Here is a 20,955-nt window from a genome sequence, read left to right as displayed (position 1 = left end):
CCCTGCGGTGGCCGCGATCGTCAGGTAGCGAGTAGATCAGGCTTCTGAAGCTTCGGCGTTGCGCGCTTCGGTACCCCAGATGACGTCGATGCTTTCATGGGCGACATCGGCGCGGCGATCATGGGCGCTTGCCCAGCAGGTGTTGAGAATGATGCGAGTCGTTTCCTGCTGGATCGGCACAACGTGGTGCAAGGTGGTATCGGACTTGAGGAAGTACACATCGCCCTTGAGGTGGTGATAGGACTTGATGTCGTTGTTGAGGATGTACTTCCAGATTTGCGGATTTTCCTTGTCCCACTCGCTGTGCGGCACGCACTGCAGGACGCCACCGATCGCCGGGTCCTCAGGCGCTTCGATGATCCAGATCATGGTGTACGGGTAGTCGCCCCAGTGCCAGCCGTGGGTGTCGCCCGGATGGCTGAGTTTGGTCACAAGGTACTGTTCCTGCTCCCAGCAGGACGCCAGGTCGTCACCGGCAATGTTGCCGAGAAATGTGCGCAGGGCTTCAGATGTGTACAGGGCTGGAATCAACGTGCCGCCTTCAGCGATTTCCGGCTGGTTGACGTTATACATTTTGCGGTAAGTGTTGCCGGTGGACGGGACAGTGACGTCGCGACGTACCGAATACTCGTTCAGCAGTTCATGCACTTCTTTATGAACATCTTCCAACACAGTGCGTGGCAGGAATGAGAAGTTCTTGAAGTTAAAGTAACCGTCGCGGCGAAATTCATTGCGAATTTTCTTCATTCGCGTTTCATCGGACAGAATGGTTTGAAAGTGCTTTTCAAGTTGCTGCTCAAGTGCATTAACCGCCAAGCCGGATTGCTGAGTTTTCATAGGGGCTCCTTTCCTTTTTTATTGATCGAGATAGCACATTATTAAATGTGTGATTGATGCGCTGTGCGCAGGGCCGGCCATCGACGCCTTTTCAAACTCAACAAGGGACCGGTCATTAAAGTGGTGACAATGGTCATCACCACTAAAGCGGTAAACAGTTCGGCGCCGATGATGCCCAGGTCGAGACCGATCTTGAGCACCACCAACTCCATCAGGCCGCGGGTGTTCATCAAGACACCGAGCGTCAGTGACATCGACCACGGGTAGGCCATCAATCGGGCGCCGAGGGCGCTGCCGACAATCTTGCCGATAATGGCGACAGTCAGAATGACCCCCAGCACGGGCAAGCCCAGACTGGAGAATGCCGAAGCGCTGGTACTTAAGCCGGTCAAAGCGAAGAAGCAGGGCATCAGGATGATCAGCGAAACATGCTCCAGACGCTCGATGATCATTTCAAGCAACTGCTGATCTCGTGGCAGGCACAAACCGAACATGAACGCGCCGAACACTGCATGCACGCCGAGGGCGTGAGTCAGGCTGCCATAAATCAGCACGCCGGCGACCAGCACTATCAGTACCTTTGGCTGGGCAAGCCGTTCTTGGGCGGCCAGCCATTTGCACAGCAGTGGATTGAGCAGGAAAAACGATACGGCTACCAGGGATAAAAGTCCGGCTACTCGCCCGCCGAGCATCAGCCAACTGCCGTCGTGGCCGCTGACCATCGCCACCAGAGCAATCAGCAGCCATGCGACCACATCGGTCATGGCTGCCGCCACTAGTGCGATTGTCCCCACCTCAGTGTCGAGGAGCGCCCGCTCTTTGAGAATTCGCGCCAGCACCGGAAATGCCGTGACCGAAAACACCGTGCCTATGAACAGCGTAAAACCCAACGCTGACACTGTTGGATGTGCAAAGCGTTCGAACAGCCAGGGAGCGATCGCCACACCCAGCGCAAAGGGGATCACAATACTGAACCCGCCAATCACCAGCGCCTTGACGCCGGTCTTGCTGCCTTTGGCAGGAAAGCGGAATTCAGCGCCAATGACGAAGGTAAACAGAAAAAGTCCCAATTCGCTGAGGACTTTCAATTGACGCATTGCGTCTGCATCGAACAGTCGTTGATGAAAGCCTGGCAATAATTGACCGAGAATAACCGGTCCCAGTACGAAACCGGCGATCATTTCCCCTACCACTTGGGGCTGGCCAAAACGCGCCAATACGGCGCCGAGCAACTTTGCCGTCAGCATTACAAACAAGATCTGTACAAACAACATAATCCCTGTCCCCAATCGCGTCCTGGTTAATCTCATACAGCAATCGGTCATTAACGGGCGTTCACGCGTTATGACCCTCTCCACCGCGATCAGCCAGTATTGCTCTGGCTGTTAATGCGTCGAGGTGACGGGTTATTTAATGGCAGGATTGAAGTGCTTCATAGACTTGAGCCAGCGCCGATAACAGGTTGATAACTAGGGGGCACGGCGTGTCAGTCAAACTGTTCATTGTATGGACAGTGGACAATCTTCTGTCAGCGCATTCAGGGTTGCGCCAACACTGCGACATTCGCTTGGGTAAAGCGTGGTCGTCTGTTCTTCTCAGGATTGTCGCTAATGATTGTAGGGGACTCGATCGGTCAGCTACAGTGCGGCACCCGCCAATAAACGGTAAATTTTCGCCAAATGCTTGATCATCCTGGAACAGTTGCCATCCTTGTCTACAAAGGCCTCTGTGTATTCGAGTTCGGCATCGCGCTGGAGATCTTTGGTCTGCCACGCCCGGAAATCGATGTCCCTTGGTACACCTGCCTGACTGTTGCGGTCGAGCAAGGGCCCATGCATGCATTGGGTGGCATTCAAATCAGTGTCGATGCCGGCCTGGAGATGCTCGACAACGTCCGGACAATCATCATTCCGGGATGGCGCAGTCGTCATGAAGCACCACCTGAGGCATTGTTGGAGGCGTTGCGAAATGCCCATGCACGAGGCGCCCGCCTATTGTCGATCTGTTCAGGCGTATTTGTTCTGGCTGCCACCGGTTTGCTCAATGGCAAAACGGCAACGACGCATTGGCAGCTCAGTGAAGAGCTGGCCGAAAGCTTTCCGGCGATCACGGTTGACCCGAACGTACTGTATGTGGATTCCGGGCAGATCATTACCTCGGCGGGCAGCGCTGCGGGCATTGACGCCTGCCTGCACCTGATCCTGCGCGACTTCGGTACCCATATTGCCAATTCGGTGGCCAGGCGCCTGGTCATGGCGCCTCAGCGAACGGGAGGCCAGTCACAATTCATCGTGGCTCCTGTGAGCAAATCGCCGCGTAACGAGCTGACCCGCGTACTTCAATGGGCTCGTGAAAATCTGGACAAGCCACTAAGCGTTTGCGACATGGCTAGTCAGGTCGCGATGAGCGAGCGCACGTTCCTCAGGCGTTTTGTCGAGACGACCGGGTTACCCCCCAAGGTCTGGTTGCAGCAGGAGCGTCTGAACCGTGCCAGGGATTTGCTGGAAAGCACCGATCAGAGCGCAGCCGGTATTGCGAGGGTCTGTGGTTATCGTTCGGTAGAGAGCTTTCGCAAGGCGTTTCGAAATGCAGTCGGACTGCCACCCTCTGCTTACCGCGAGCGTTTTGGCATCGGCGTGCCCCGCGAACAGACGGCCTAGTGTGACAAACCTCAGCGAGGCGCATGCTTCAGTGCGTCTCGTGACCTGGTCCCGGTAGCCAATCGACAGGCCGTTAACCGGCTGAAACGTTTAACGTGTGGCCATCCTCCTGATGAACACAGAGCGTCTTCGCCCATGAAATCGTCCGCAAAAAACCTTGATGGGTCATGCTTGACTTAAAAAAATGTTCGTTATAGTGTCCGATCGTCTTTTAAGCGGAACGGATGCCAGAAATGAACGCCCCGGAGAAAACGGATTCTGTCCCTGTAAGAAGTGACAACGGCGCTGTAGGCGAATCGCTGGTGATCGAGCGCTTCTTCAACATCGCGGCTACCTCTCCGGATACGTTGGCTGCAAAGGACTCGGTCTGTGAACTTTCATATGGTCAACTGGCACGTTTAGTCAAACAACTGGCGTGCGGACTCCGTGAACGGGGTGTGATGTCGTCTGACTTCGTCGCTGTCGAAATGACGCCGTCGGTTGATTTGATCGCTGTTTTACTGGCGGTCCAACTCTGCGGCGCCGCCTACGTGCCTTTGGACAAGTCCGCTCCAGTACAAAGAAACACAGCCATCCTTTGCGACTGTAATCCCAGGTTGATCGTCGGAGAGCCTGACAGCTCGCTTAGGGATGAAAAAACGTTCATACCGGCTTCTCAGTTGGTACAACCGGACACTGACGGGTATGCCTTTGCGGCTGTTGGCTCCCATCAACGCGCCTACGTCATCTACACCTCCGGAACCACTGGGCGACCGAAAGGTGTACCGATTACACATGGCAATGTGGCCGCTTTGTTCGAAGGCACCCAGCCCGTTTTTCAATTCAATCACGCAGACATCGTTGTTTTGTATCACTCGTATGCGTTTGATTTCTCTGTCTGGGAAATATCAAGTGCGCTGGGGTTCGGGGGCAAGCTGCTGATACCGACAACCGAAATAAAGTTGTCGCCGGATCGGTTTGCGGCATTTATCAAAACCGAACAGGTGACCGTCCTTAACCAGACACCGTCTGCATTTGCAATCAACGCGGAATCGCTGGTGCAACTTCCCGTTGATGAACTGGCGTTGCGATTCATCATATTTGGTGGTGAGAGGCTCAACCCGAGCACACTGCGAAACTGGTTCAGCGTTTTTGGCGATTCCAGGCCGGCCTTGGTCAATATGTATGGCATCACCGAAGTTACTGTACATGCCACGCTGCATATTCTGACCCAGAAAGAGTCCTTAGAGCCTTCTTCCGTGATTGGTAAGCCGTTACCGGGATTTTCGTATCAGGTACTCAAAGAGTCGCCGAACACTGTAGGTGGAGAGTTGATACTGAGTGGTCCTCAGGTTGCGGACGGTTACCTGAACCGGCCCGAGTTGACGGCAGAGAGATTCATAATGCGCGAGGGGTATCACGAACGCTTTTATCGTTCGGGGGATCTAGTCGATGTGGCGGACAACGGCGACCTTATTTATATAGGTCGCGCCGATCAGCAAGTCAAAATTAATGGCTACCGGATAGAGTTGGGCGATATCGAGTCGACGTTTGAGCAGGTGGCGGATGTGCTTGAAGTCTGTGTGCTTCCTTTTAAAGACGCTGAATGGGGCGATTACCTGTTCTGTTGCTTTTCCTCGTCCAGTGACGAAGCCAGTACCGTCAAACAACTCAAGCAACGCGCGAGGAAAACGCTTCCCGGTTACATGCACCCGTTGCGTTACAAGAAAATTCCAGTGTTTCCAAAGACCGTTAATGGAAAAGTTGACAAGCGTGTTATCAAAAATAATCTGGAGGGACTCTGAATGTTGGAAGATACGTTGAAGGCGGATATTACCGCAGACTACACGGCCTGGATTGAAGAGGCACTGGAAAACCCGGTGGCCCAAGACGAAAACTTTCTTGATGTTGGCGGTAATTCAATGATTGCCCTTGAGCTGAATAAGCGCCTTCGTAAAAAGTACGACATTGAAGTTTCAATCGAGAAACTATTCAATAAAAGCATTGCGGACGCCATCAATCATTCGTTGAATCAGTAACAGGGAGATGACCATGGACAAACGTTATTTTCTCACGGAAGAACAACTGGCTTCCTTTGAAAAAAATGGCTTCATCGGACCTTTGACGATTTACACGCCTGAAGATATGCATGCCATCTGGAATGAAGTCAGACGAGCGCTGCCTGACCGGAGCAGCGCAGCGTATCCGGCAGACTCCTTTGGCAGCGGGACCAACATATCCAACTATGATCGACACCTGGATGTCGACAAGCTCGCGGAGCACGTCACGAATTTGAAGATTGTTGCTCCCGTGACCGGCATTCTGGGGCCCGATGTGATCTGCTGGCGCACAGAGTTTTTCCCAAAATACCCAGGCGATGAAGGTACCGATTGGCATCAGGCCGACACGTTTGCCAATGCCAGTGGTAAGCCGCAAATTTTGTGGCCAGGTGAAACCGAGTCCGCTTTTGGGAAAGGTACATTGACTGTCTGGACCGCCTTCACTGATTCGACCATCGAAAATGGATGCCTCGAAATCATGCCAGGCACCCATCTCAAGATGAACTACGACGAAACCAAGCGCATGGAATATGACGGCGACAGCGTCAATACGCTTGAGAAGGAAGGGAAAAAGCGCGGGTTCTTCGGTTATGACTACCGTGAACTTCAAGTCGACCCTGACTGGAAGCCGGACGAGGCGATGGCAGTGCCTCTGGTCATGAAAGCGGGGCAATGCGTGATCTTCTGGTCGACATTAATGCACGCGTCTTATCCCAACACGTCAAAAAAAGATGACCGAATGGGGTTCGCAACGCGCTATGCACCCAGCTTCGTCGATATCTATCCTGACACCGATACCGTTCACGAGTATGGCGGCAAAACATCACTTGAGAAGTTTGGCAGTGTCGTGGTGGCTGGGCAAAGTCTGAATCCAAAAAATGCCATTGCTGAAAAAACACTTCGCGGCAAGCCCTTTAATAAGCTGACTGTCTAATCGAGAACGCCATCATGGAGCAGCACCTTACTTATCTGAGCGATACCTATCATTATCACGCCTCCACATCTGTGTGTGGTGTGGGCACGGATGATAGAGGGCAATGGATTGCGCTTGAGGATAATTTATTTCATCCGCAGGGCGGCGGGCAACCTTCCGATTGCGGTTGGGTAAATGATAAAGCGGTTTCATTTTCGCGCCATCAGGATGGTCTGGTAGTGCTCCATGTGGATACTGATCACGTCTTTAGCGTTGGCGAGCGCGTCGATGTTTCAATCGATGCCGAGCTCAGGAAACGCCACGCCGCTTTGCACACTGCCGGGCACATGATCAATTGGGTGTTGGGTGAGATGGGGTGGATTGCAAAGTCAGGTCACCATTTTCCGGGGGAGTCGAGGGTTGAGTTTCTCGCCGCACAAGGCGCACTGCCGGTCGATGATGAGCTGAAACAAAAAGTGGAGCAGCGAATTCAGGAGCTGATTCTGTCTGGAAAGGACGTCAAGACCTGGGATGAAGCGGGCGTGAGGTACTGCCTGATCGAGGGTTTCGACGCGATGCAATGTGCAGGCACCCATATCGATAAAACGGCAAGACTCGTCGAGTTTCAAATCAAGTCCCTCAAGTTGAAAAAGGGTGTGTTGAGGGTGAGTTACGACGTCAATCATCAATAAGGGAGGCGGTATCATGAGTGAAGTGAGTGAAAGGCTTCCCCGGTCAACAATTTATCTGATTGATCTTGGACTTCTTGTTGTCGCCATTGCCTGGGGGGCCAGCTACTCGTTAATGCAAATCATCGTTCATGCGGGTGTGGGCGTGCCTTTATTTCTCATGCTCAGGTTTCTGCTGGCGATACCGTTCATGGCATTAGGGGCAAGAAAATCCATTTTCAATATCAAAAAGGGGGAGGTCGTCAGCGGTGTGTTCTTCGGCGCACTGCTGTACGTGATTCTGACTTTCGAGACCCTCGGTGTTAAATACACGACCGCCTCAAACGCTGGATTTCTTATCGTAGTGTCGGTCGTGCTGGTTCCTTTCTTTGAGCGAATTCTGGGGGGACGCAAACAGCACAGCGCCGTCTTCATGGCGGGAGGCATCTCGATTGTCGGTTGTGGATTGCTATGTTTCGGGAAGGGCGGGTTTTCGGGAGCCAATTCAGGCGATGCGCTGATTCTTCTGGCCGCCCTGGTTCGGGGCTATCAGATCTACATGTTTGGCAGGAAAAGCCCAGGGGAAAAGTTTTCGCTCACCAATATCACGCTGATTGAGCTTGTTGTAGTCGCGTCGCTGGCAGCTATCAATGTTCTTGTCTTCGGAGGTTTTGAAGCGTCCCAGTTCGACGGTCTCACTGCAGAACTCTGGGCATACATAGTGTTCTTGAGCGTTTTTGCGACCGCCTTTGCTTTTATCATGCAGCTCTACGCTGCAAAGGTCTCCAGCTCAACACGAGTCGGACTCATCTTATCGCTTGAGCCGTTCTTCGCAGCGCTGTTTGCAGTGCTCATCGTGAAAGACAGTTTCAATATCGTTCAGATGGTGGGCGGCGTCATGATTGTAGCTGCTGCACTGTTAGGGCGATGGGCAGAGGAGAATCGAGATGCTCTGCAAAAACGATCTAATTGATGCGGTGCTCATACCTCATGCGGGCGGCAGTGCGTCGGAGCTGCGTGAGTTCTCTGCAGTCCTTCAGGGGAGGTTCAATGTTACCGTCTACGAATTGCCCGGGCGTGGGCGACGGCGTAGTGAGTTGCCGGTCACTGCGCTGGCTGATGTGTTATCAGACCTGATACGTGTTATTCCTGAAACTGGCCCTGTCGTCATTATTGGTTATAGTTTTGGCGCGTACCTTGCGTTGTTGGTTGCGCACCACATGAGGATCGCCCAGGCGGAAAGGTCTATCACGCTTGTGCTGTTAGCGAACGAACCAATCCATAAGCGCCGATACTATTTAAGAGGTGTCCCTGAAAAAAAGCGGACTGACTTTCTAAACGATTTTTGCGAACAAATGGGTGGGGTGTCGGACAGTGTGATGGCAGATGAGTGGCTGAGAAATCAACTGTTCAGGAAGTTGACCGATGACTTGCTTTTAGCCGATCAGGTGCCTTTCAACTTGCCTTTATTAGGCAATGCACCGGTTCTCATTATTTATGGGTGCGATGACCCATTGGTAACATCAGATATGGATAAATGGCAGGAGCTCTTTGGTGCACCAATAAAGTTGGTCAGTGTATCGGGTGGACATTTCGTTCTTCAGTCTCACTCCCGGCTCGTGTTCAACGAACTGATAGCTTTCTACGAAACATGCGAACTCAGCACGTCAACCGGTAGCATAAGACATGACAACTGTCGCCTGAACGGATAAATTGTGACTTTGATACGAATGATCGGAATCACCAGAAAATGCGTAGAAGTCACCTTTATTTAACGTCTCTTTTACGCCGTCGATGTCCAGTGTTAAAATGCCCTCATGAACAAATATATGCTCTTTTGTACCCCGGTTGTGTGCGGGGCTGTTGATAACTACTTCGGGGTCCATGCGGAGATTCCAGATTTCAGATATGTTCCCGAGATTGATCCGAAACAGCATGTCTTGAGACAGTTTGCCAGTTTTTTCTTTGAATCGCTCAATGCGCGGATAAATGTTTTCCTGACTTAAAAGCAGATCACCCAAGGGTAAGCGCAGAGCGATAGCGACTGAGTCAAGAGTATCAATTCTGGGGTTGGAGTTTCCTGATTCAAGCTGCGAAAGTGCAGCTTTTGAAACCCCGGAAAGTTTTGAAAGTTCACTAAGTGATAACCCTCTTATATTTCGCAGGTTTTTGACTTTGTTACCAATATCCGTGCACGTCTTTTTGAGTCTGTCTTTCTGTTGCATGTTAATGGCTCCATAAAAAATCCAATGATATAGAAGTAAGACGAGTTAGTAAAGTTGAGGGTCTTCTATAGCGGCATCCTTATCTGTTTAGGCTGTAGTCTTTGCGACCTCAGGCCGCAAACGTCTTGATTGGTATTCGTGAAAATAAAGACATGACATTAAGTCAACGTGCACTATCTTTCCACAGAGAGCTGCGGTCCCCACTGCATATCCCTTCTTCAACCTGTCCGGCTTTTCGGATAACTGCCAAGTGAAATTGTGTAGTGGCAACATTGCCATGAATACCCATATGTTCACGCGTGTGCATTATTGAACTCGATAACGCCGAATGGTCTATAAGGAGGTCGACATGTTAGATCGCCAACAGCTGGAAGCATTTGCGTGTGTCATTGAATATAAAAGCTTTGAGCGTGCAGCCTCAGCGCTTAACATTACTGGCGGTGCTATATCGCAACGCATAAAATCATTGGAGAACTCGCTTTCAACCATTTTAATTGTTCGTGAGCGCCCCATCCATCCCACGTCAGCTGGGCAAGTCTTGCTTCAGCATGTATCGACACTGCGCTCACTTGAGCATGACGTGCACACGTTGCTGCGGCATAAAAATAATATGCAGTCAAAAGTGGCTATTGGTGTTCATCCTGACTCGCTCATTACATGGCTTGCGCCTTTGTTGATAGAGCTGATGAAGGCTAAACAGGTTTGCGTCGAAATTATTTCAGATGACCGTTGCTGTAACTTGAATATTCTGAAACGCGGAGACGTTCAAGGATGTGTGTCAGTCATTGCCGAGCCACTTGATGGTTTTGAAGTGCATGCGCTTGGTGCTATGGAATATAAGTGCGTCAGCACACCCGATTTTATGCACCGCCATTTTGCGAAGGGCTTGGGTGTGCATGCACTGCTTGACGCGCCAGCCATCACACGAGGCCGCAATGATACGCGCCATACAGCCTTCCTGCGCAAGCTGCTAGGGGTCTCTATCGAGAGCTTTCCTTGCCATTATCTTCCTTCATTACCCATGGTTCAGGAGGCTGTGTTAGCCGGAATTGGCTATACGTTGATACCCATGGATATCGCTGCTCCTCATATTGCCGATGGGCAGTTAGTGGACTTGATGCCCCAACGCAGCCATCTGGAACCCCTCTACTGGCATGGTTGGACGAATCACTCCGTAGTCAACGAGGTTGTCGGTAAGCGGATTATTGATAGCGCGAGCACGTCCCTGAAATCAATATGCGAATGATTTTTTTTGCGCCGAAGTCAAGTCGGCTAAGTGAAAGTTATTGAGCTTTAAAAAAACTAACGCGATGCCGGTGTTAATGGCTTGGGCGTAGAATGAAATGATTCAAAATCAGGTAAGCGAGGGCGTGCCACTGTGACCATCTGTAGACACCGAGATCATCACACACAGCCCTTGTCACCTGATGCCTTGTTGCAACTCCTCATTGACAGCAAAGATGAAGTCACCTGGAAGTACGTACTGGCCCCGCGTTTTTCATGCCCGGATGAGTGCGTGGCAGAAGTATTCAACCCGCACCGACCGGGGGGGGCTTATTGCTGTACCGATCGATATGGCAGCCGATTGGGCTGGGCCGTGTATTTTCGCTTTCATGAACGTGCAGGTTATGACGGGAGTATGAAGTTAGTTCTGCACAGTGATGAAACCTCCTCGTGTCCTTCTACATTTGATAGTTTGGCTACCGCCTGTGCACGTGAGGGGACGAAACAGGGAGTTCATACAATGATCAGCCTTATTGACAGTAAGATGAGTGCGCACATCGATTGGTACTGCGCCAGTCCTTTTGTGCTCGGAGGTAGGGTCACTGCCAGCGCAGACTCTACATTGAATGTCTTCTATCGGAAGCTCCTCTAGATGATTCGGCCAGCCGTCCCTGCAGACTTACCGTCAATGGTAGAAACGTATAACCAGGCGATCGCCGATAAGGTATTTGCCAACTGCGATGTTCCCCATCACGATATCAAAAAGTTCGCATTGACCTATTTCGGAGAACATCCGCGCTTTGCCGTGCTGGTTTATCTCTCTAACGCGGGCGACACCATTGCATGGGGTGCGCTCAAGCCGTTTTCCGCCCGGCCTGACGATCAAACAATGGCTGAAGTCGCCGTGTATGTACGACGTGACATGCGAGCCCGTGGCGTGGGTATTCGATTGTTGCGCGCCCTTGAGGACTGCGCGCGGGCAGCGGCTTTCGAGTCTTTGGTCGCAATTATTCTGGGGCCTAATCACGCCAGTGCGCGCGGTTGTATCTCCCAGGGTTTTTCAGAATGCGTACGCATCCCCCAGATTGCGAGACTGGAGAATCATCGGGTCGACATAGTCTGGCTACAGAAAAAAATGGAGAGCACTACCCATGGCATTGATCGTTGATGAGTCGTATCAGCTGGGCAGTTTTCGTGACAACGAAGACTCCTTGCGACGCTTGAAATCACAGGCGGGTATCGCGCTGGACCTGGAGTTCGAACACCTGCGACAAGCAGGGTTGGCTCAAGGGCAACGAGTCCTGGATGTGGGCTGCGGTCCAGGCATCATTACCACGCAGATTGCGCTACGAACCCAGCCGAGCCGGCTTGTGGCGCTTGATTGCAATCAAACCAGCATAACGGAGACGCGCCGGCAACTGGTCAGTGAGGGGTTCGACGAGGCTCAGGTTCGCCAGGCCAATCTCTACGACGATAACCTGGCTGAACCTGAGTCCTTCGACTTCAGCTATGCACGCCTGGTTTTCCAGCATTTGTCCGATCCCTTGCTGGCCCTGCGCAACATTCACCGCAGCCTGTCTATCGCAGGACGCCTGTGCATATGCGATATCGACGACCGGTGGTTCGGGTCGGCACCAAACCCTCCTCAACTGCAGTCCTTCCTGGCACGTGTTGCTCGAGCTCAGGCCGCCCGAGGCGGGGATCGACATGTGGGCAGCAAGCTGGCGAGCTACCTGGAAGAAGCCGGATACGCTGATATTCGGTGCAGCATGCTCTTGGTCTCGACATCATTGATCGGTGCGACGGCGTTCTGTGACTTGGTCTTTGGTTACAAGATGGAAGTGATTCCAGAAAACGAGTTGCAGGAGGCCCAGCGTGAAATGGTGGCCGTCAAGGAATGCATCGAGGGGCCGGGCGGATGGGCAGGCATAGGCGTATTCTTTGTTTCTGGAGAGAAACAGTAACTGAATGGAATCATGGAGCACTTTATGACTGACAAAGCCGAACGCAATGCCGTTGTACGCCAGGCCATCGCCTCGACTGCCCAAGTTGCCTCTAGCGCCATTCTGGAAGGCAATATCACCATCGGTGCGGGCACCGTTATAAGCCACGGCGCGGTCCTGGTTGCGCAAGGAGGTACACTGACCATCGGGGAGGATTGCGTCATCATGGAGCATGCCGTGATTCGCAGCACGTCCCATGATGATTGCCATATCGGAAACCACGTGTTGGTAGGGCCACATAGCCATTTGACCGGTTGCCGTATCGGCGATGAGGTTTTTGTCGCCACGGGCGCATCCGTGTTTAACGGAGCGCGCATCGGCAAGGGCGCGGAGTTGCGCATCAACGCGGTCGTTCACATCAAGACGGTGGTGGAGAGCGGCGCAACGCTGCCGATTGGCTGGATCGCCGTGGGCGATCCCGCTCAATTCTTTTCTCCGGACCAGCACGAGCAAATCTGGAGCGTACAGAAGGAACTGGATTTCCCAGGTTACGTTTTCGGCGTTGATCGGGAGACAGACGGGGTGGTCAAGCAAATTATGGAGCGGTACGCACGCTTCCTGCGCAAGCAGCAGGTGGACGATGAATGATGACTCCGACAGCACCCGCGCACTGACCGTTATTGACGGCCACAGCCACATCGCGTCCACGCACTTCACGCCATTGAGTTTCCTGGAAGGCGTGGCGGAAAATATCGAAGTGAAGCTTCGCGCCAGCGGGTACCCGGTTGCAAAAATAAGGATTGTCGACCAGTTTCTGCGCGAATTATGTGACCACCAGGGGGATGCTCAAATCGCCGCCATGGACCGAGCGGGCGTCAATCGCTCGGTATTGTTACTGCCAGACTTTTCCTTTGCATTGCCGGATACACCACTGAACATAGAAGAAATGTTCAACGAGCACCGGGACATTCTCCGGCGTCATCCCGGACGCTTTGAGGTGTTTGCCGGCGTCGACCCGCGCTGGGGCAGGGACGGGCTTGAGCTGTTCATTCGAGGTGTCGAGGAGTATGGGTTCAGCGGCTTGAAACTCTATCCGCCCTGTGGATACCAAGCCAATGATCCGCTGCTGACACCGTTCTACGAGTATTGCAACGCCCATCGCCTTCCAGTGCTGCTGCACATCGGGCCCACTTCTCCCGTGCTGTCTTTCGCCCAGGCCCAGGCCATGTGGGTGGACGAGCCTGCACGACGCTACCGTGACACACCGTTTATCCTGGCGCATGGTGCGGTCAATGATCAGGCACAGTGTATTCAGTTGTGCAAATACCGACCCAACGTCTACTTGGATGTGAGTGGCGCTCAACACGCGATCGATGCTCGCGGTAACGCCGCGTCGTTGAAGACATTGTTCGATAGTGAGATCAATCACAAGATCATCTTCGGGACGGACTGGCCAATCAATAATCATGAGGTGATCAACAAACGCCTGCATGCGTTCATTCTCGATCCCGCTCAGGGTATAAGCCATCACGAAGCCAGTTTGATATTTGCCGCAAACATGCAGCGACTGCTTGACAGGAGTCCAATGCACGCGCAATGACGACGGCCTGGAGCGTAGTGCATTACGTCCTTTGGCGTAATGCAGCGCCCGTGTTGATCCGCTCATGCACGCCGGTGGATCGGCTCCTGATCCCGTAGGCGATCGACAAAAAACGTACGAAACGGCGAAGGATGACGCAAGCTGCGTCCGCATTCGATGAGCTGCTCGGCCTTGTCGAACTTGCGTGCTCGGATCGCCGCTTCGATCGTGGTCAACTCCAGGAGATCGCGTTGCGCGTTGCTGCCCCCAATGGCACGCACCGCCGGCAGGATATTGCTCAACAATTCATAAGCAGCAGCGTAGTCGCCTTGCTGGAAAGCAACCAACCCTTGGCACACGGTGCGTGTCACAGTGGCAACCTGCGGGACTTTGCCGTAAGTGGCGTCGATACGCCGCAGGATGCGCTGCACCAAGACCTGATGATTAGAGCTGGCCATGGCCATGATCGAATGCACATCATTAAACCAGTACTGAGATTGGTCGATCGACGGCATCCAATGTTGCGCGACTTCCTGCCATAGCTCGCAGACATCCACGCCAGTCAGTGACAAGCGCCATAGCAGGCTGACAGCGTCGAGGTCTTCATACCCGTCGGGATCATTCTTGATTCTGATTTTCTGATGAAAGGTGTGTAGCACGTCCTCCGGGCGCTGCATGTAAAGATTAAACAGCGCGTGATGCCACCATAGGTGAATGCGCATACATGGATTAGTCGCCCAATTACTCTGGGTATCGTCCAGCCACTTCAGGGTTTGCGCGTAATGCCCACGCTCATACCCGACATGACAGGCTGCATGTATTGCATAGATATCCCGGGGATTGATTGCCAACGCACACTCTGCCGCGATGCTGGCGGTGTCATAGTCACCGTTTTCCACTAGGGCAAAGGCCTCGATACCGCGTACGTAACCATAGTGAGGATGTGACGGCCCCCAGTAGGGTGTGACTGAAACAAGGGTTTCACGCATCCGCTCCGTCCAGCCCATATTGAACTCGAGCATGTGTACGCTGAACAAGGCCACCACATCCCGCGGATGTCGGGTCAGTAACTCACGCCAGCAGCCATGTGCGAGCTCGTAGTCCTGATTGACCCAGTGATTGCAAGCTGCCAGGTGCCCCTGCTCACGTTGATCAAGCTCTTCATGAGCCAGGCTGTCGAGCAGCCCCTTTGCCTGATGAATCTGTCGATCTTCCATACTCGACAGCCTGGCTGCGCACTCGATCAGCCGCGAAACAGGGCAACGCACTTCGCGCTGCTGAAGCAGGGGAAGTGGATCGAACTCCATCCCAAGAATGCCGGTGAGGGCATTCTCCAATTCGTCTGCTTCGGCGGCGTCCTGCACTCGCACAGGTACGCCACGAGGATCAATGAACTCGATCATACAAATTCCTTCCTGTCGGTCTCTGCGTAGCCCATTGAAAATATCCAGGCCTGTTCATCCTCAAGCTGCCAGCTCAGCCAGCCGGGCAGGGGTGATACCGTGGACCAGCGCGGCCGGACTAATCTCACGGTCAAGGCGCTCGTGGATCAGGTTCAGTATTGCGATCAGCAGCATGGAGTTACCGCCAGCGTCGAAGAAGTCCGCCTGTTCGTTTTGAGCCGGTTGCTTGAGCACCTCAGCCCAAATGGCGAGGACCGTCGGCAAAGGGTTGGCACCGGTCTGGGTTTGGGATTGCTGGATGGGCATGTTCATGGCGTTTCTCCGGGGAGCGGATGGGTGAGTCGGCTCGGCTATTGTTTGTATTGAACGAGCATGTTGGCTCGCAGATTGGGTGCATCGACCGAGAACAGAAATTTCTCACCCTCAGCGGGCGGAGTCTGTCGGGTGTAGTCGAGATAGTTGATTAATGTATCCGCTGAAAAGCAGTGCCCGCAGCGAGCAACGTTATCCAGATAGAGTTGGCGGCGAGAAAAACCGAGGCGGATTTCCTTGAGCTGCGTGACGGGACGGAAAATGTTATTGCAAAAAACTTTGCTGACCTCGTTCAAGGGGGTGGCTGCGTCAGCCAATACGTTTTGGAGGATTCGCCCATATAGCTCAGGCTCATCTTTTCCATGGTTGGACGTCATCGGGTCCTGGCTGACACCGAAACCAGCCGAGCATATTTGCAGGCCAGCGACTTCACGCCGGGAAACCATGCAACTGGCAGCCGAATCGCTGAGTAAGGCGAAGTTGTTAAAGCGTATGGATTCGTCGTACACCTTGTCAGCGGTGATGATCAACACATTGTTATACGTTCCACTCAGCACCAGGTGTTGCGCCATCACGATCGCACTCATGAAACTAACGCAATTATTCAATGTGATGCCGATGGGGAATGCTTTTTTCAATTCAAGACTTTTTTGAATTCGAACATTGTAATTAATGTACTCAATCTCGTTTCCCGGAAAGCAGGTAGAGCAGAACATCACGAAATCGACGTCATCTGCGGACACGCCGCTTGCCGCCAATGTCTGACGTGCGGACTTGATGCCCAAGTCAAAGATGTCGCCTTCGGTCTTGAAATAAGAGCCCCAGCCAAACACTGAAGGCTCATCGGGATAGCCATAGCGGCCAAGCATGTTTGTGAAGTCGGGAACATCTTGATAGGGTCGTTCAATTTCGCCCAAGACGTAAGAACATGCATCAATAGTTATGTGCATCCGCATCTTCCTTGTCGCAGAAAAGGGCCGGAGGTTATCCGACCCAAGCGCTGTCACGCCGGAATAAAAGGCTCGCCCAGCATATTCGTGTCACGGATCCGATTATGCGTGTAGCGGTTTTCGCCCGCGACCACGACCGCCCCGTAGTTTTCCAGGCTGACCTCCCCGCCAAACTCGTGGAGCATGTCCGTATCAGGGTGGATCAACACTTCCGGCGGTACGTAGCGCGCGGAATAACCCAGGCGCATCTTGTCGGTCAGGCCCAGATGGGGCAGCGAAGAATGCAGGACCGTAGACCAGAAGATCACGCACTCGCCGGCTTTCATTTCGAAATAGACGGCTTTTGATTCATCCGGCTTCCAGTCGGGATCGATCTGCAAATCGCGGTAGTCATAACCCCATAACCCGCGACGCACACCGTCTTTGACAACATCATTGTTTTTTTCAGGGTTGAAGATCAGACGCTTTTCTTCGTCGTAATGCATCATGTTGTGGGTGCCGGGCACGATGGCCATGCACGCCGTGTCTTTCATCGTATCAGTGAAAGCGGTCCACGCCGTCAAAGTGCCTCGACGCCCGGAATCATCGGGCCAGACGATATGCGGACGCCCCGCCACGCCAGCAAAGGTGTTTGCCTGATGCCAGTCGGTGCCAGCATCGCCCGGGTACTTGGAGAAAAACTCGGTACGCCAGCAAAGCAAATCCTTGCCCATCAGGCTGCGCACTTTGTGTACGATCTTGGGATGGCACACGTGACTGCCGAGAAAGGGGATATCCAAGTGTCGATCATAGTTGGCCAGATTATTATTGCCAGCGTTGGATAACGTGTTGTCGGCATACACCGCATTGCTGCGATCCAAGGTTTGCAGGCGAACCGTTCGCCACTGTTTTTCCATCTCCTCCGGTTCGTAAACCTTAAAGGGCTTTACATATCCATTCTTGAAGAAAAAAGCTATTTCTTCATCACTAAGCCCGAAGTCTTCTTTTAACTGATTCACGTTAAATCTCCTTGTCTTCCAGGTTGTAAGTTTTTTGTCTGCGTGACCACTCAGCTGAATACGGAAGTTTCATAACGTGACGCTATATTCTGGCGTTGTAGTTTCAAGTTCAAGGTGAGCAAACCATTCTCTGAGGTGAAGGGTTCGGTCGATAAAAAATAGTTGCGTATAGGGACTGTGGCACAGGCGTTATAGTCGTCGATGGTCGTTTCAATCAGTTGATGCGCGCGGGTATTAATCTGCTCGACCACCAACAGCAGTCCCAAATGCGGCCTGCTACCTCCCAGGGCAACGGCATGGAGCACACCTGGCAAACGATTAAAGGCTTGCTCAACGGAGGTGGGATGGATTTTCAGGCCACCGGAGGTAATGATCGTGTCGTTTTTGCGACCCTCGATAAAGAGGTATCCATCATCATCCATACGCCCGATATCGCCAGTGGCAATCAGCGTTTCGTCGCGATAAACAGCGCGCTCCACTTCTGCGGGCTGGCCGATGTATCCACAGGTCAGCCGGCACCGCGAGTTGAGCAATATTTCCCCATCACTTCCCAGCGTCACACTGCCTGGAACCAATGCACGGCCCACCGAGCCAGGTCGATGGTGATGCAGTGTATTGACCGCGATAGGCCCATACTCGGTCATGCCGTAGGCTTCCAGAAGCGGCAGGCCGGCAGTGCGATAGCCATCCAGAACGGCCAGTGGCAACGCAGCCATGCCGCTCCACATCTGCCGAATGTTTGCACCGAATGCCTCGCGCAACGCTCCCTCGCTGCCATCGCACAAACGCCACATCGCCTCGTAAAAAAGCGGAGGAGCCAGGAACAGACTCGGAGACGTTTGCTTAAGTGCCTGCATGACGTGCTGCATGCTGCTCACGGCGATATTGATGCCGGCGTCGATGCACCCGTAGATCAGTAACTTCTGCTGGTAGTTGGACAGCGGCAAAAAAATCAGAAAGCTATCGTCAGTCCTGGCGTCAATGGCTGAGAAAAACCCCCGCGCATTGGCCAGGACTGTCGCGTTATTAACCCTGATCTGCTTTTGTTTACCACTGGTTCCAGAAGAGAAAATGATCGGGCCGGACACCGCGTTCGTTGAACCGTCAACCGCGAGGTTTTGAAAAAATTCCAATCCACAGACCTGTCCCAGGGGTGCCCATGAATCGGTAGGGGCAATGCCGTCGTAAGAGGCGCTGGCAAGCAAGTAGGCGATGCTGGCACGCCCGATGACCGCCAGTGCGTCTTCAGGATTTTTTTCTGGAAGTTGTAAAACCGTACACCCGAGGTGCAGTAAAGCCAGATCGGCAATCAGTGCCGACTTGCCATTCTCTGCAACCAGGACGACCTGCATACCGGCTTCCACGCCATGGGCTTGGAGCTGCTGCGCTACAAGACAAACAGCCTCATAGACCTGCGAGAAGTGCAGACACTCTGTATCAGTGCGGCTATGAAACACCACGGTGTTGCGCCGGTTGTCTTTGAGTTGGGTAATGAGTGTGTCCAGTCTTTCGCTCTTCACGCTGCCCGCTCCTGCAACCGGTTGGTGATTCGAAGCCTACTACCGGTAAACACGCTCGGGGCGTTGCGTTAGGTTTTTGCAGTTGCCTTTAGTTTTGCTAACGCAAGTTGCGTCCCCTTACACGGCCTGGGTATTTTCGGACGTCCTTGATGATCCCTGCCTTGGCCACTCGTTCATCCACGACAGACCCACCGGAGCTTCATTCATGTTGTCGCGAAACTATCTGTTTTACGCTGTAGTTGCGCTGGCGACGGCTTGTGATCAGGCCGTGCTGACTGGGGTCGTCTGGATGTCGCTGAAGTTATCCGGATCAACCCTGCCACTGGGCATCGTGCTGTGTTTATCGGTCGCAGTACCATTTGTGCTGGACCTTGCGAGTCGTGGGCGCGCTGCCGATATTGGTGCGACGTGGCTGGTTGCCTTGCGCATCGTGGCGTTCCTTGTAGCGGCCCTATTTGCATGGTGCGGACTGGCCACGGCGCTGAGCTTTTTTTTGTTAATCGCGCTGATGGTGGGTACGGTCGACTTCCTCACGGCCAGCTCGCTGGAAATCGAAAATACTCGTCGAGTGGTCGCTGGTTGGCTACCAGCCGATAATGCCGCGCGCTATATGCAAACGGCGATACAAGTCGGCGGTTTCAGTGGCTCGCTGGCGGGGGGCGGGTTGTTGGGCCTGCTCAGCGATTCCACATTCCTGCTATGCGTGGCGTTGTCAGGCGCTGCGCTCAGCCCTGCGCTATTACTGGCACGGATGAAGCGCGGCGTGCCGGTTGCCGCTCAGGGACACGAGCAGCGTCCGACATCTCAAGCCAGCCCCGCACCTTTCCAAATGCCCTATGCCGCGATGGCGTGCCTGGGCTTGATCGCCCTGCATATCGGCGCATTCAACAGCATGATGCCCATCGTCTATCAACAGGTTAACCATTGGAGTCCCACCAGTTACGGGATTGCTTCTGGCGTTGCGGGCCTCGGCGCCTTCCTGGCCGCGTTGATTCCACTGAGCAAACATCGACTGGCAATGTTTGCGACGGCTCTGATCGTGGTCGATGCACTGATGGTGCTCGCCCCCCAAGTGCTGTTGTCGATGGTGGGCGCATTTCTGGTGGGTTTTATTACCAATCACCTGCGAATCGTGGTGCGTAGTCAACTGATGCGGGCGGCCAACAATGATGCTCAGGCCGCACTGATTGGCAGTCGCAGCACGTTCTGTGCGTACTCGATGCAGGCCACGGCGCCATTGCTGCTGACCTTTGCCACCACCGCGTCGATCTTCGGGCCCGCCAGTGGGCCTGCATTGATGATCGGCACCGGCGTAGTCAGCGCCACCGGGCTGCTGGGGTTGGCTCAATTACGTCGACAAGCACAGTCCCTTCCGCTGGCCCGCTTATAAATGATCAATGGAGTTAAACAATGAGTTTCGATACCAAAATGGTTGATCGTCACACTGTGCTGGCGCAGGTCAACCACCTCATGAAGGAGGTGGCCCCCCAGAGCGTCCAGGACAATCCAAACCTGTCTTTTCTTGAAGCGGGCATCGACTCGATGAAACTGATGCTGTTGGTCACACGCCTGGAAGACCAGTTCCAAGTCGAGTTCCAGACCGATCATCTTGCTCCCCAGTTTCTCGGCAGCCCGGCGTCCGTCACGGCCCTGCTCCTGGATCACTACCTGACCGTTTAAGCGA

22 protein-coding genes are annotated in these 20,955 nt (G+C 53.4%); 14 read left to right on the top strand and 8 right to left on the bottom strand.

Annotated features, from left to right (window positions below):
* Nucleotides 1-36: 36 nt before the first annotated feature.
* Nucleotides 37-837 carry a hypothetical protein gene (locus RHM60_RS12310; protein ID WP_057008702.1) on the bottom strand — a complete coding sequence of 267 codons (801 nt, stop codon included), beginning with the start codon at nucleotides 835-837 and terminating at the stop codon, nucleotides 37-39.
* A 41-nt stretch (nucleotides 838-878) separates the two neighbouring features.
* Nucleotides 879-2,111, bottom strand: a complete 1,233-nt coding sequence (locus RHM60_RS12305; protein ID WP_322214548.1) for a cation:proton antiporter — start codon at nucleotides 2,109-2,111, stop codon at nucleotides 879-881.
* 405 nt (nucleotides 2,112-2,516) lie between these two features.
* On the opposite strand from RHM60_RS12305, the gene ftrA reads away from it, so the two are divergent.
* From ftrA to RHM60_RS12270, 7 genes are all read left to right on the top strand, one after another.
* Entirely contained in the window at nucleotides 2,517-3,497 is a 981-nt protein-coding gene (gene ftrA / locus RHM60_RS12300) for a transcriptional regulator FtrA (RefSeq protein WP_057008704.1), read from the top strand.
* 233 nt (nucleotides 3,498-3,730) lie between these two features.
* Nucleotides 3,731-5,281 (top strand): amino acid adenylation domain-containing protein, encoded by a 1,551-nt coding sequence (locus RHM60_RS12295; protein ID WP_322214547.1) that lies wholly within the window; start codon nucleotides 3,731-3,733, stop codon nucleotides 5,279-5,281.
* On the top strand, nucleotides 5,282-5,515 hold the full coding sequence (locus RHM60_RS12290) for an acyl carrier protein (protein WP_057008706.1): 234 nt from the start codon (nucleotides 5,282-5,284) through the stop codon (nucleotides 5,513-5,515). It abuts the gene before it with no gap.
* Between the two features lie 13 nt (nucleotides 5,516-5,528).
* The gene (locus tag RHM60_RS12285) at nucleotides 5,529-6,470 is read left to right on the top strand and encodes a chlorinating enzyme (protein WP_057008707.1); all 942 of its coding nucleotides are present in this window, start codon (nucleotides 5,529-5,531) and stop codon (nucleotides 6,468-6,470) included.
* A gap of 14 nt (nucleotides 6,471-6,484) precedes the next feature.
* Nucleotides 6,485-7,141 (top strand): hypothetical protein, encoded by a 657-nt coding sequence (locus RHM60_RS12280; RefSeq protein ID WP_322214546.1) that lies wholly within the window; start codon nucleotides 6,485-6,487, stop codon nucleotides 7,139-7,141.
* Between the two features lie 13 nt (nucleotides 7,142-7,154).
* The gene (locus RHM60_RS12275) at nucleotides 7,155-8,090 is read left to right on the top strand and encodes a DMT family transporter (RefSeq protein WP_057008709.1); all 936 of its coding nucleotides are present in this window, start codon (nucleotides 7,155-7,157) and stop codon (nucleotides 8,088-8,090) included.
* Entirely contained in the window at nucleotides 8,065-8,829 is a 765-nt protein-coding gene (locus tag RHM60_RS12270) for a thioesterase II family protein (RefSeq protein WP_322214544.1), read from the top strand. Before RHM60_RS12275 ends, RHM60_RS12270 begins: the two co-directional genes overlap by 26 nt.
* Here RHM60_RS12270 and RHM60_RS12265 read toward each other — a convergent pair.
* Nucleotides 8,785-9,342 carry a helix-turn-helix domain-containing protein gene (locus RHM60_RS12265; protein WP_082638505.1) on the bottom strand — a complete coding sequence of 186 codons (558 nt, stop codon included), beginning with the start codon at nucleotides 9,340-9,342 and terminating at the stop codon, nucleotides 8,785-8,787. The two genes, RHM60_RS12270 and RHM60_RS12265, sit on opposite strands and share 45 nt — an antisense overlap.
* A 349-nt stretch (nucleotides 9,343-9,691) precedes the next feature.
* Between RHM60_RS12265 and argP the strand changes: the two genes are divergently transcribed.
* The 5 genes from argP (at nucleotide 9,692) to RHM60_RS12240 (ending at nucleotide 14,109) form a co-directional block, all read left to right on the top strand.
* Nucleotides 9,692-10,588 carry an HTH-type transcriptional regulator ArgP gene (gene argP / locus RHM60_RS12260; RefSeq protein WP_322214542.1) on the top strand — a complete coding sequence of 299 codons (897 nt, stop codon included), beginning with the start codon at nucleotides 9,692-9,694 and terminating at the stop codon, nucleotides 10,586-10,588.
* 666 nt (nucleotides 10,589-11,254) lie between these two features.
* Nucleotides 11,255-11,734, top strand: coding sequence for a GNAT family N-acetyltransferase (locus tag RHM60_RS12255; protein WP_322214541.1), 480 nt, complete (start codon nucleotides 11,255-11,257; stop codon nucleotides 11,732-11,734).
* Nucleotides 11,718-12,530: a class I SAM-dependent methyltransferase gene (locus tag RHM60_RS12250; RefSeq protein ID WP_069665331.1), complete on the top strand. Its 813-nt coding sequence runs from the start codon at nucleotides 11,718-11,720 to the stop codon at nucleotides 12,528-12,530. Before RHM60_RS12255 ends, RHM60_RS12250 begins: the two co-directional genes overlap by 17 nt.
* A 24-nt stretch (nucleotides 12,531-12,554) precedes the next feature.
* Entirely contained in the window at nucleotides 12,555-13,157 is a 603-nt protein-coding gene (locus RHM60_RS12245; protein ID WP_057008769.1) for a gamma carbonic anhydrase family protein, read from the top strand.
* On the top strand, nucleotides 13,150-14,109 hold the full coding sequence (locus RHM60_RS12240; RefSeq protein ID WP_322214540.1) for an amidohydrolase family protein: 960 nt from the start codon (nucleotides 13,150-13,152) through the stop codon (nucleotides 14,107-14,109). Before RHM60_RS12245 ends, RHM60_RS12240 begins: the two co-directional genes overlap by 8 nt.
* A 62-nt stretch (nucleotides 14,110-14,171) precedes the next feature.
* On the opposite strand, the gene RHM60_RS12235 is transcribed toward RHM60_RS12240, so the two are convergent.
* From RHM60_RS12235 to RHM60_RS12215, 5 genes are read right to left on the bottom strand one after another with little or no spacing between them, the layout of a single operon-like run.
* Nucleotides 14,172-15,491 carry a tetratricopeptide repeat protein gene (locus tag RHM60_RS12235; RefSeq protein ID WP_322214539.1) on the bottom strand — a complete coding sequence of 440 codons (1,320 nt, stop codon included), beginning with the start codon at nucleotides 15,489-15,491 and terminating at the stop codon, nucleotides 14,172-14,174.
* A 60-nt stretch (nucleotides 15,492-15,551) separates the two neighbouring features.
* Nucleotides 15,552-15,803 (bottom strand): acyl carrier protein, encoded by a 252-nt coding sequence (locus RHM60_RS12230; RefSeq protein ID WP_322214537.1) that lies wholly within the window; start codon nucleotides 15,801-15,803, stop codon nucleotides 15,552-15,554.
* A 38-nt stretch (nucleotides 15,804-15,841) separates the two neighbouring features.
* Nucleotides 15,842-16,753 (bottom strand): hypothetical protein, encoded by a 912-nt coding sequence (locus RHM60_RS12225; RefSeq protein WP_322214536.1) that lies wholly within the window; start codon nucleotides 16,751-16,753, stop codon nucleotides 15,842-15,844.
* Between the two features lie 53 nt (nucleotides 16,754-16,806).
* The gene (locus RHM60_RS12220; RefSeq protein WP_322214535.1) at nucleotides 16,807-17,751 is read right to left on the bottom strand and encodes a chlorinating enzyme; all 945 of its coding nucleotides are present in this window, start codon (nucleotides 17,749-17,751) and stop codon (nucleotides 16,807-16,809) included.
* 50 nt (nucleotides 17,752-17,801) lie between these two features.
* On the bottom strand, nucleotides 17,802-19,271 hold the full coding sequence (locus tag RHM60_RS12215; protein WP_322214533.1) for an AMP-binding protein: 1,470 nt from the start codon (nucleotides 19,269-19,271) through the stop codon (nucleotides 17,802-17,804).
* Nucleotides 19,272-19,476: 205 nt separating this feature from the next.
* Here RHM60_RS12215 and RHM60_RS12210 point away from each other — a divergent pair, with 205 nt between their 5' ends.
* Nucleotides 19,477-20,661 (top strand): hypothetical protein, encoded by a 1,185-nt coding sequence (locus RHM60_RS12210; protein ID WP_322214532.1) that lies wholly within the window; start codon nucleotides 19,477-19,479, stop codon nucleotides 20,659-20,661.
* Nucleotides 20,662-20,681: 20 nt separating this feature from the next.
* Entirely contained in the window at nucleotides 20,682-20,951 is a 270-nt protein-coding gene (locus RHM60_RS12205) for an acyl carrier protein (RefSeq protein WP_057008721.1), read from the top strand.
* The last annotated feature ends 4 nt before the right edge of the window (nucleotides 20,952-20,955 follow it).

This window comes from Pseudomonas sp. MH9.3 (assembly GCF_034354675.1).
Taxonomy (GTDB): Bacteria; Pseudomonadota; Gammaproteobacteria; order Pseudomonadales; family Pseudomonadaceae; genus Aquipseudomonas.
The sequence above is the reverse complement of the archived record's forward strand: the minus strand, read 5'-3'. Positions and strand labels throughout refer to the sequence as shown.

What these genes read in the sequence shown, in the direction of transcription:
- RHM60_RS12310 (WP_057008702.1), bottom strand. Translation starts at nt 837, where the DNA reads ATGAAAACTCAGCAATCCGGCTTGGCGGTTAATGCACTTGAGCAGCAA.
- RHM60_RS12305 (WP_322214548.1), bottom strand. Translation starts at nt 2,111, where the DNA reads ATGTTGTTTGTACAGATCTTGTTTGTAATGCTGACGGCAAAGTTGCTC.
- ftrA (WP_057008704.1), top strand. Translation starts at nt 2,517, where the DNA reads ATGCTTGATCATCCTGGAACAGTTGCCATCCTTGTCTACAAAGGCCTC.
- RHM60_RS12295 (WP_322214547.1), top strand. Translation starts at nt 3,731, where the DNA reads ATGAACGCCCCGGAGAAAACGGATTCTGTCCCTGTAAGAAGTGACAAC.
- RHM60_RS12290 (WP_057008706.1), top strand. Translation starts at nt 5,282, where the DNA reads ATGTTGGAAGATACGTTGAAGGCGGATATTACCGCAGACTACACGGCC.
- RHM60_RS12285 (WP_057008707.1), top strand. Translation starts at nt 5,529, where the DNA reads ATGGACAAACGTTATTTTCTCACGGAAGAACAACTGGCTTCCTTTGAA.
- RHM60_RS12280 (WP_322214546.1), top strand. Translation starts at nt 6,485, where the DNA reads ATGGAGCAGCACCTTACTTATCTGAGCGATACCTATCATTATCACGCC.
- RHM60_RS12275 (WP_057008709.1), top strand. Translation starts at nt 7,155, where the DNA reads ATGAGTGAAGTGAGTGAAAGGCTTCCCCGGTCAACAATTTATCTGATT.
- RHM60_RS12270 (WP_322214544.1), top strand. Translation starts at nt 8,065, where the DNA reads ATGCTCTGCAAAAACGATCTAATTGATGCGGTGCTCATACCTCATGCG.
- RHM60_RS12265 (WP_082638505.1), bottom strand. Translation starts at nt 9,342, where the DNA reads ATGCAACAGAAAGACAGACTCAAAAAGACGTGCACGGATATTGGTAAC.
- argP (WP_322214542.1), top strand. Translation starts at nt 9,692, where the DNA reads ATGTTAGATCGCCAACAGCTGGAAGCATTTGCGTGTGTCATTGAATAT.
- RHM60_RS12255 (WP_322214541.1), top strand. Translation starts at nt 11,255, where the DNA reads ATGGTAGAAACGTATAACCAGGCGATCGCCGATAAGGTATTTGCCAAC.
- RHM60_RS12250 (WP_069665331.1), top strand. Translation starts at nt 11,718, where the DNA reads ATGGCATTGATCGTTGATGAGTCGTATCAGCTGGGCAGTTTTCGTGAC.
- RHM60_RS12245 (WP_057008769.1), top strand. Translation starts at nt 12,555, where the DNA reads ATGACTGACAAAGCCGAACGCAATGCCGTTGTACGCCAGGCCATCGCC.
- RHM60_RS12240 (WP_322214540.1), top strand. Translation starts at nt 13,150, where the DNA reads ATGAATGATGACTCCGACAGCACCCGCGCACTGACCGTTATTGACGGC.
- RHM60_RS12235 (WP_322214539.1), bottom strand. Translation starts at nt 15,491, where the DNA reads ATGATCGAGTTCATTGATCCTCGTGGCGTACCTGTGCGAGTGCAGGAC.
- RHM60_RS12230 (WP_322214537.1), bottom strand. Translation starts at nt 15,803, where the DNA reads ATGAACATGCCCATCCAGCAATCCCAAACCCAGACCGGTGCCAACCCT.
- RHM60_RS12225 (WP_322214536.1), bottom strand. Translation starts at nt 16,753, where the DNA reads ATGCACATAACTATTGATGCATGTTCTTACGTCTTGGGCGAAATTGAA.
- RHM60_RS12210 (WP_322214532.1), top strand. Translation starts at nt 19,477, where the DNA reads ATGTTGTCGCGAAACTATCTGTTTTACGCTGTAGTTGCGCTGGCGACG.
- RHM60_RS12205 (WP_057008721.1), top strand. Translation starts at nt 20,682, where the DNA reads ATGAGTTTCGATACCAAAATGGTTGATCGTCACACTGTGCTGGCGCAG.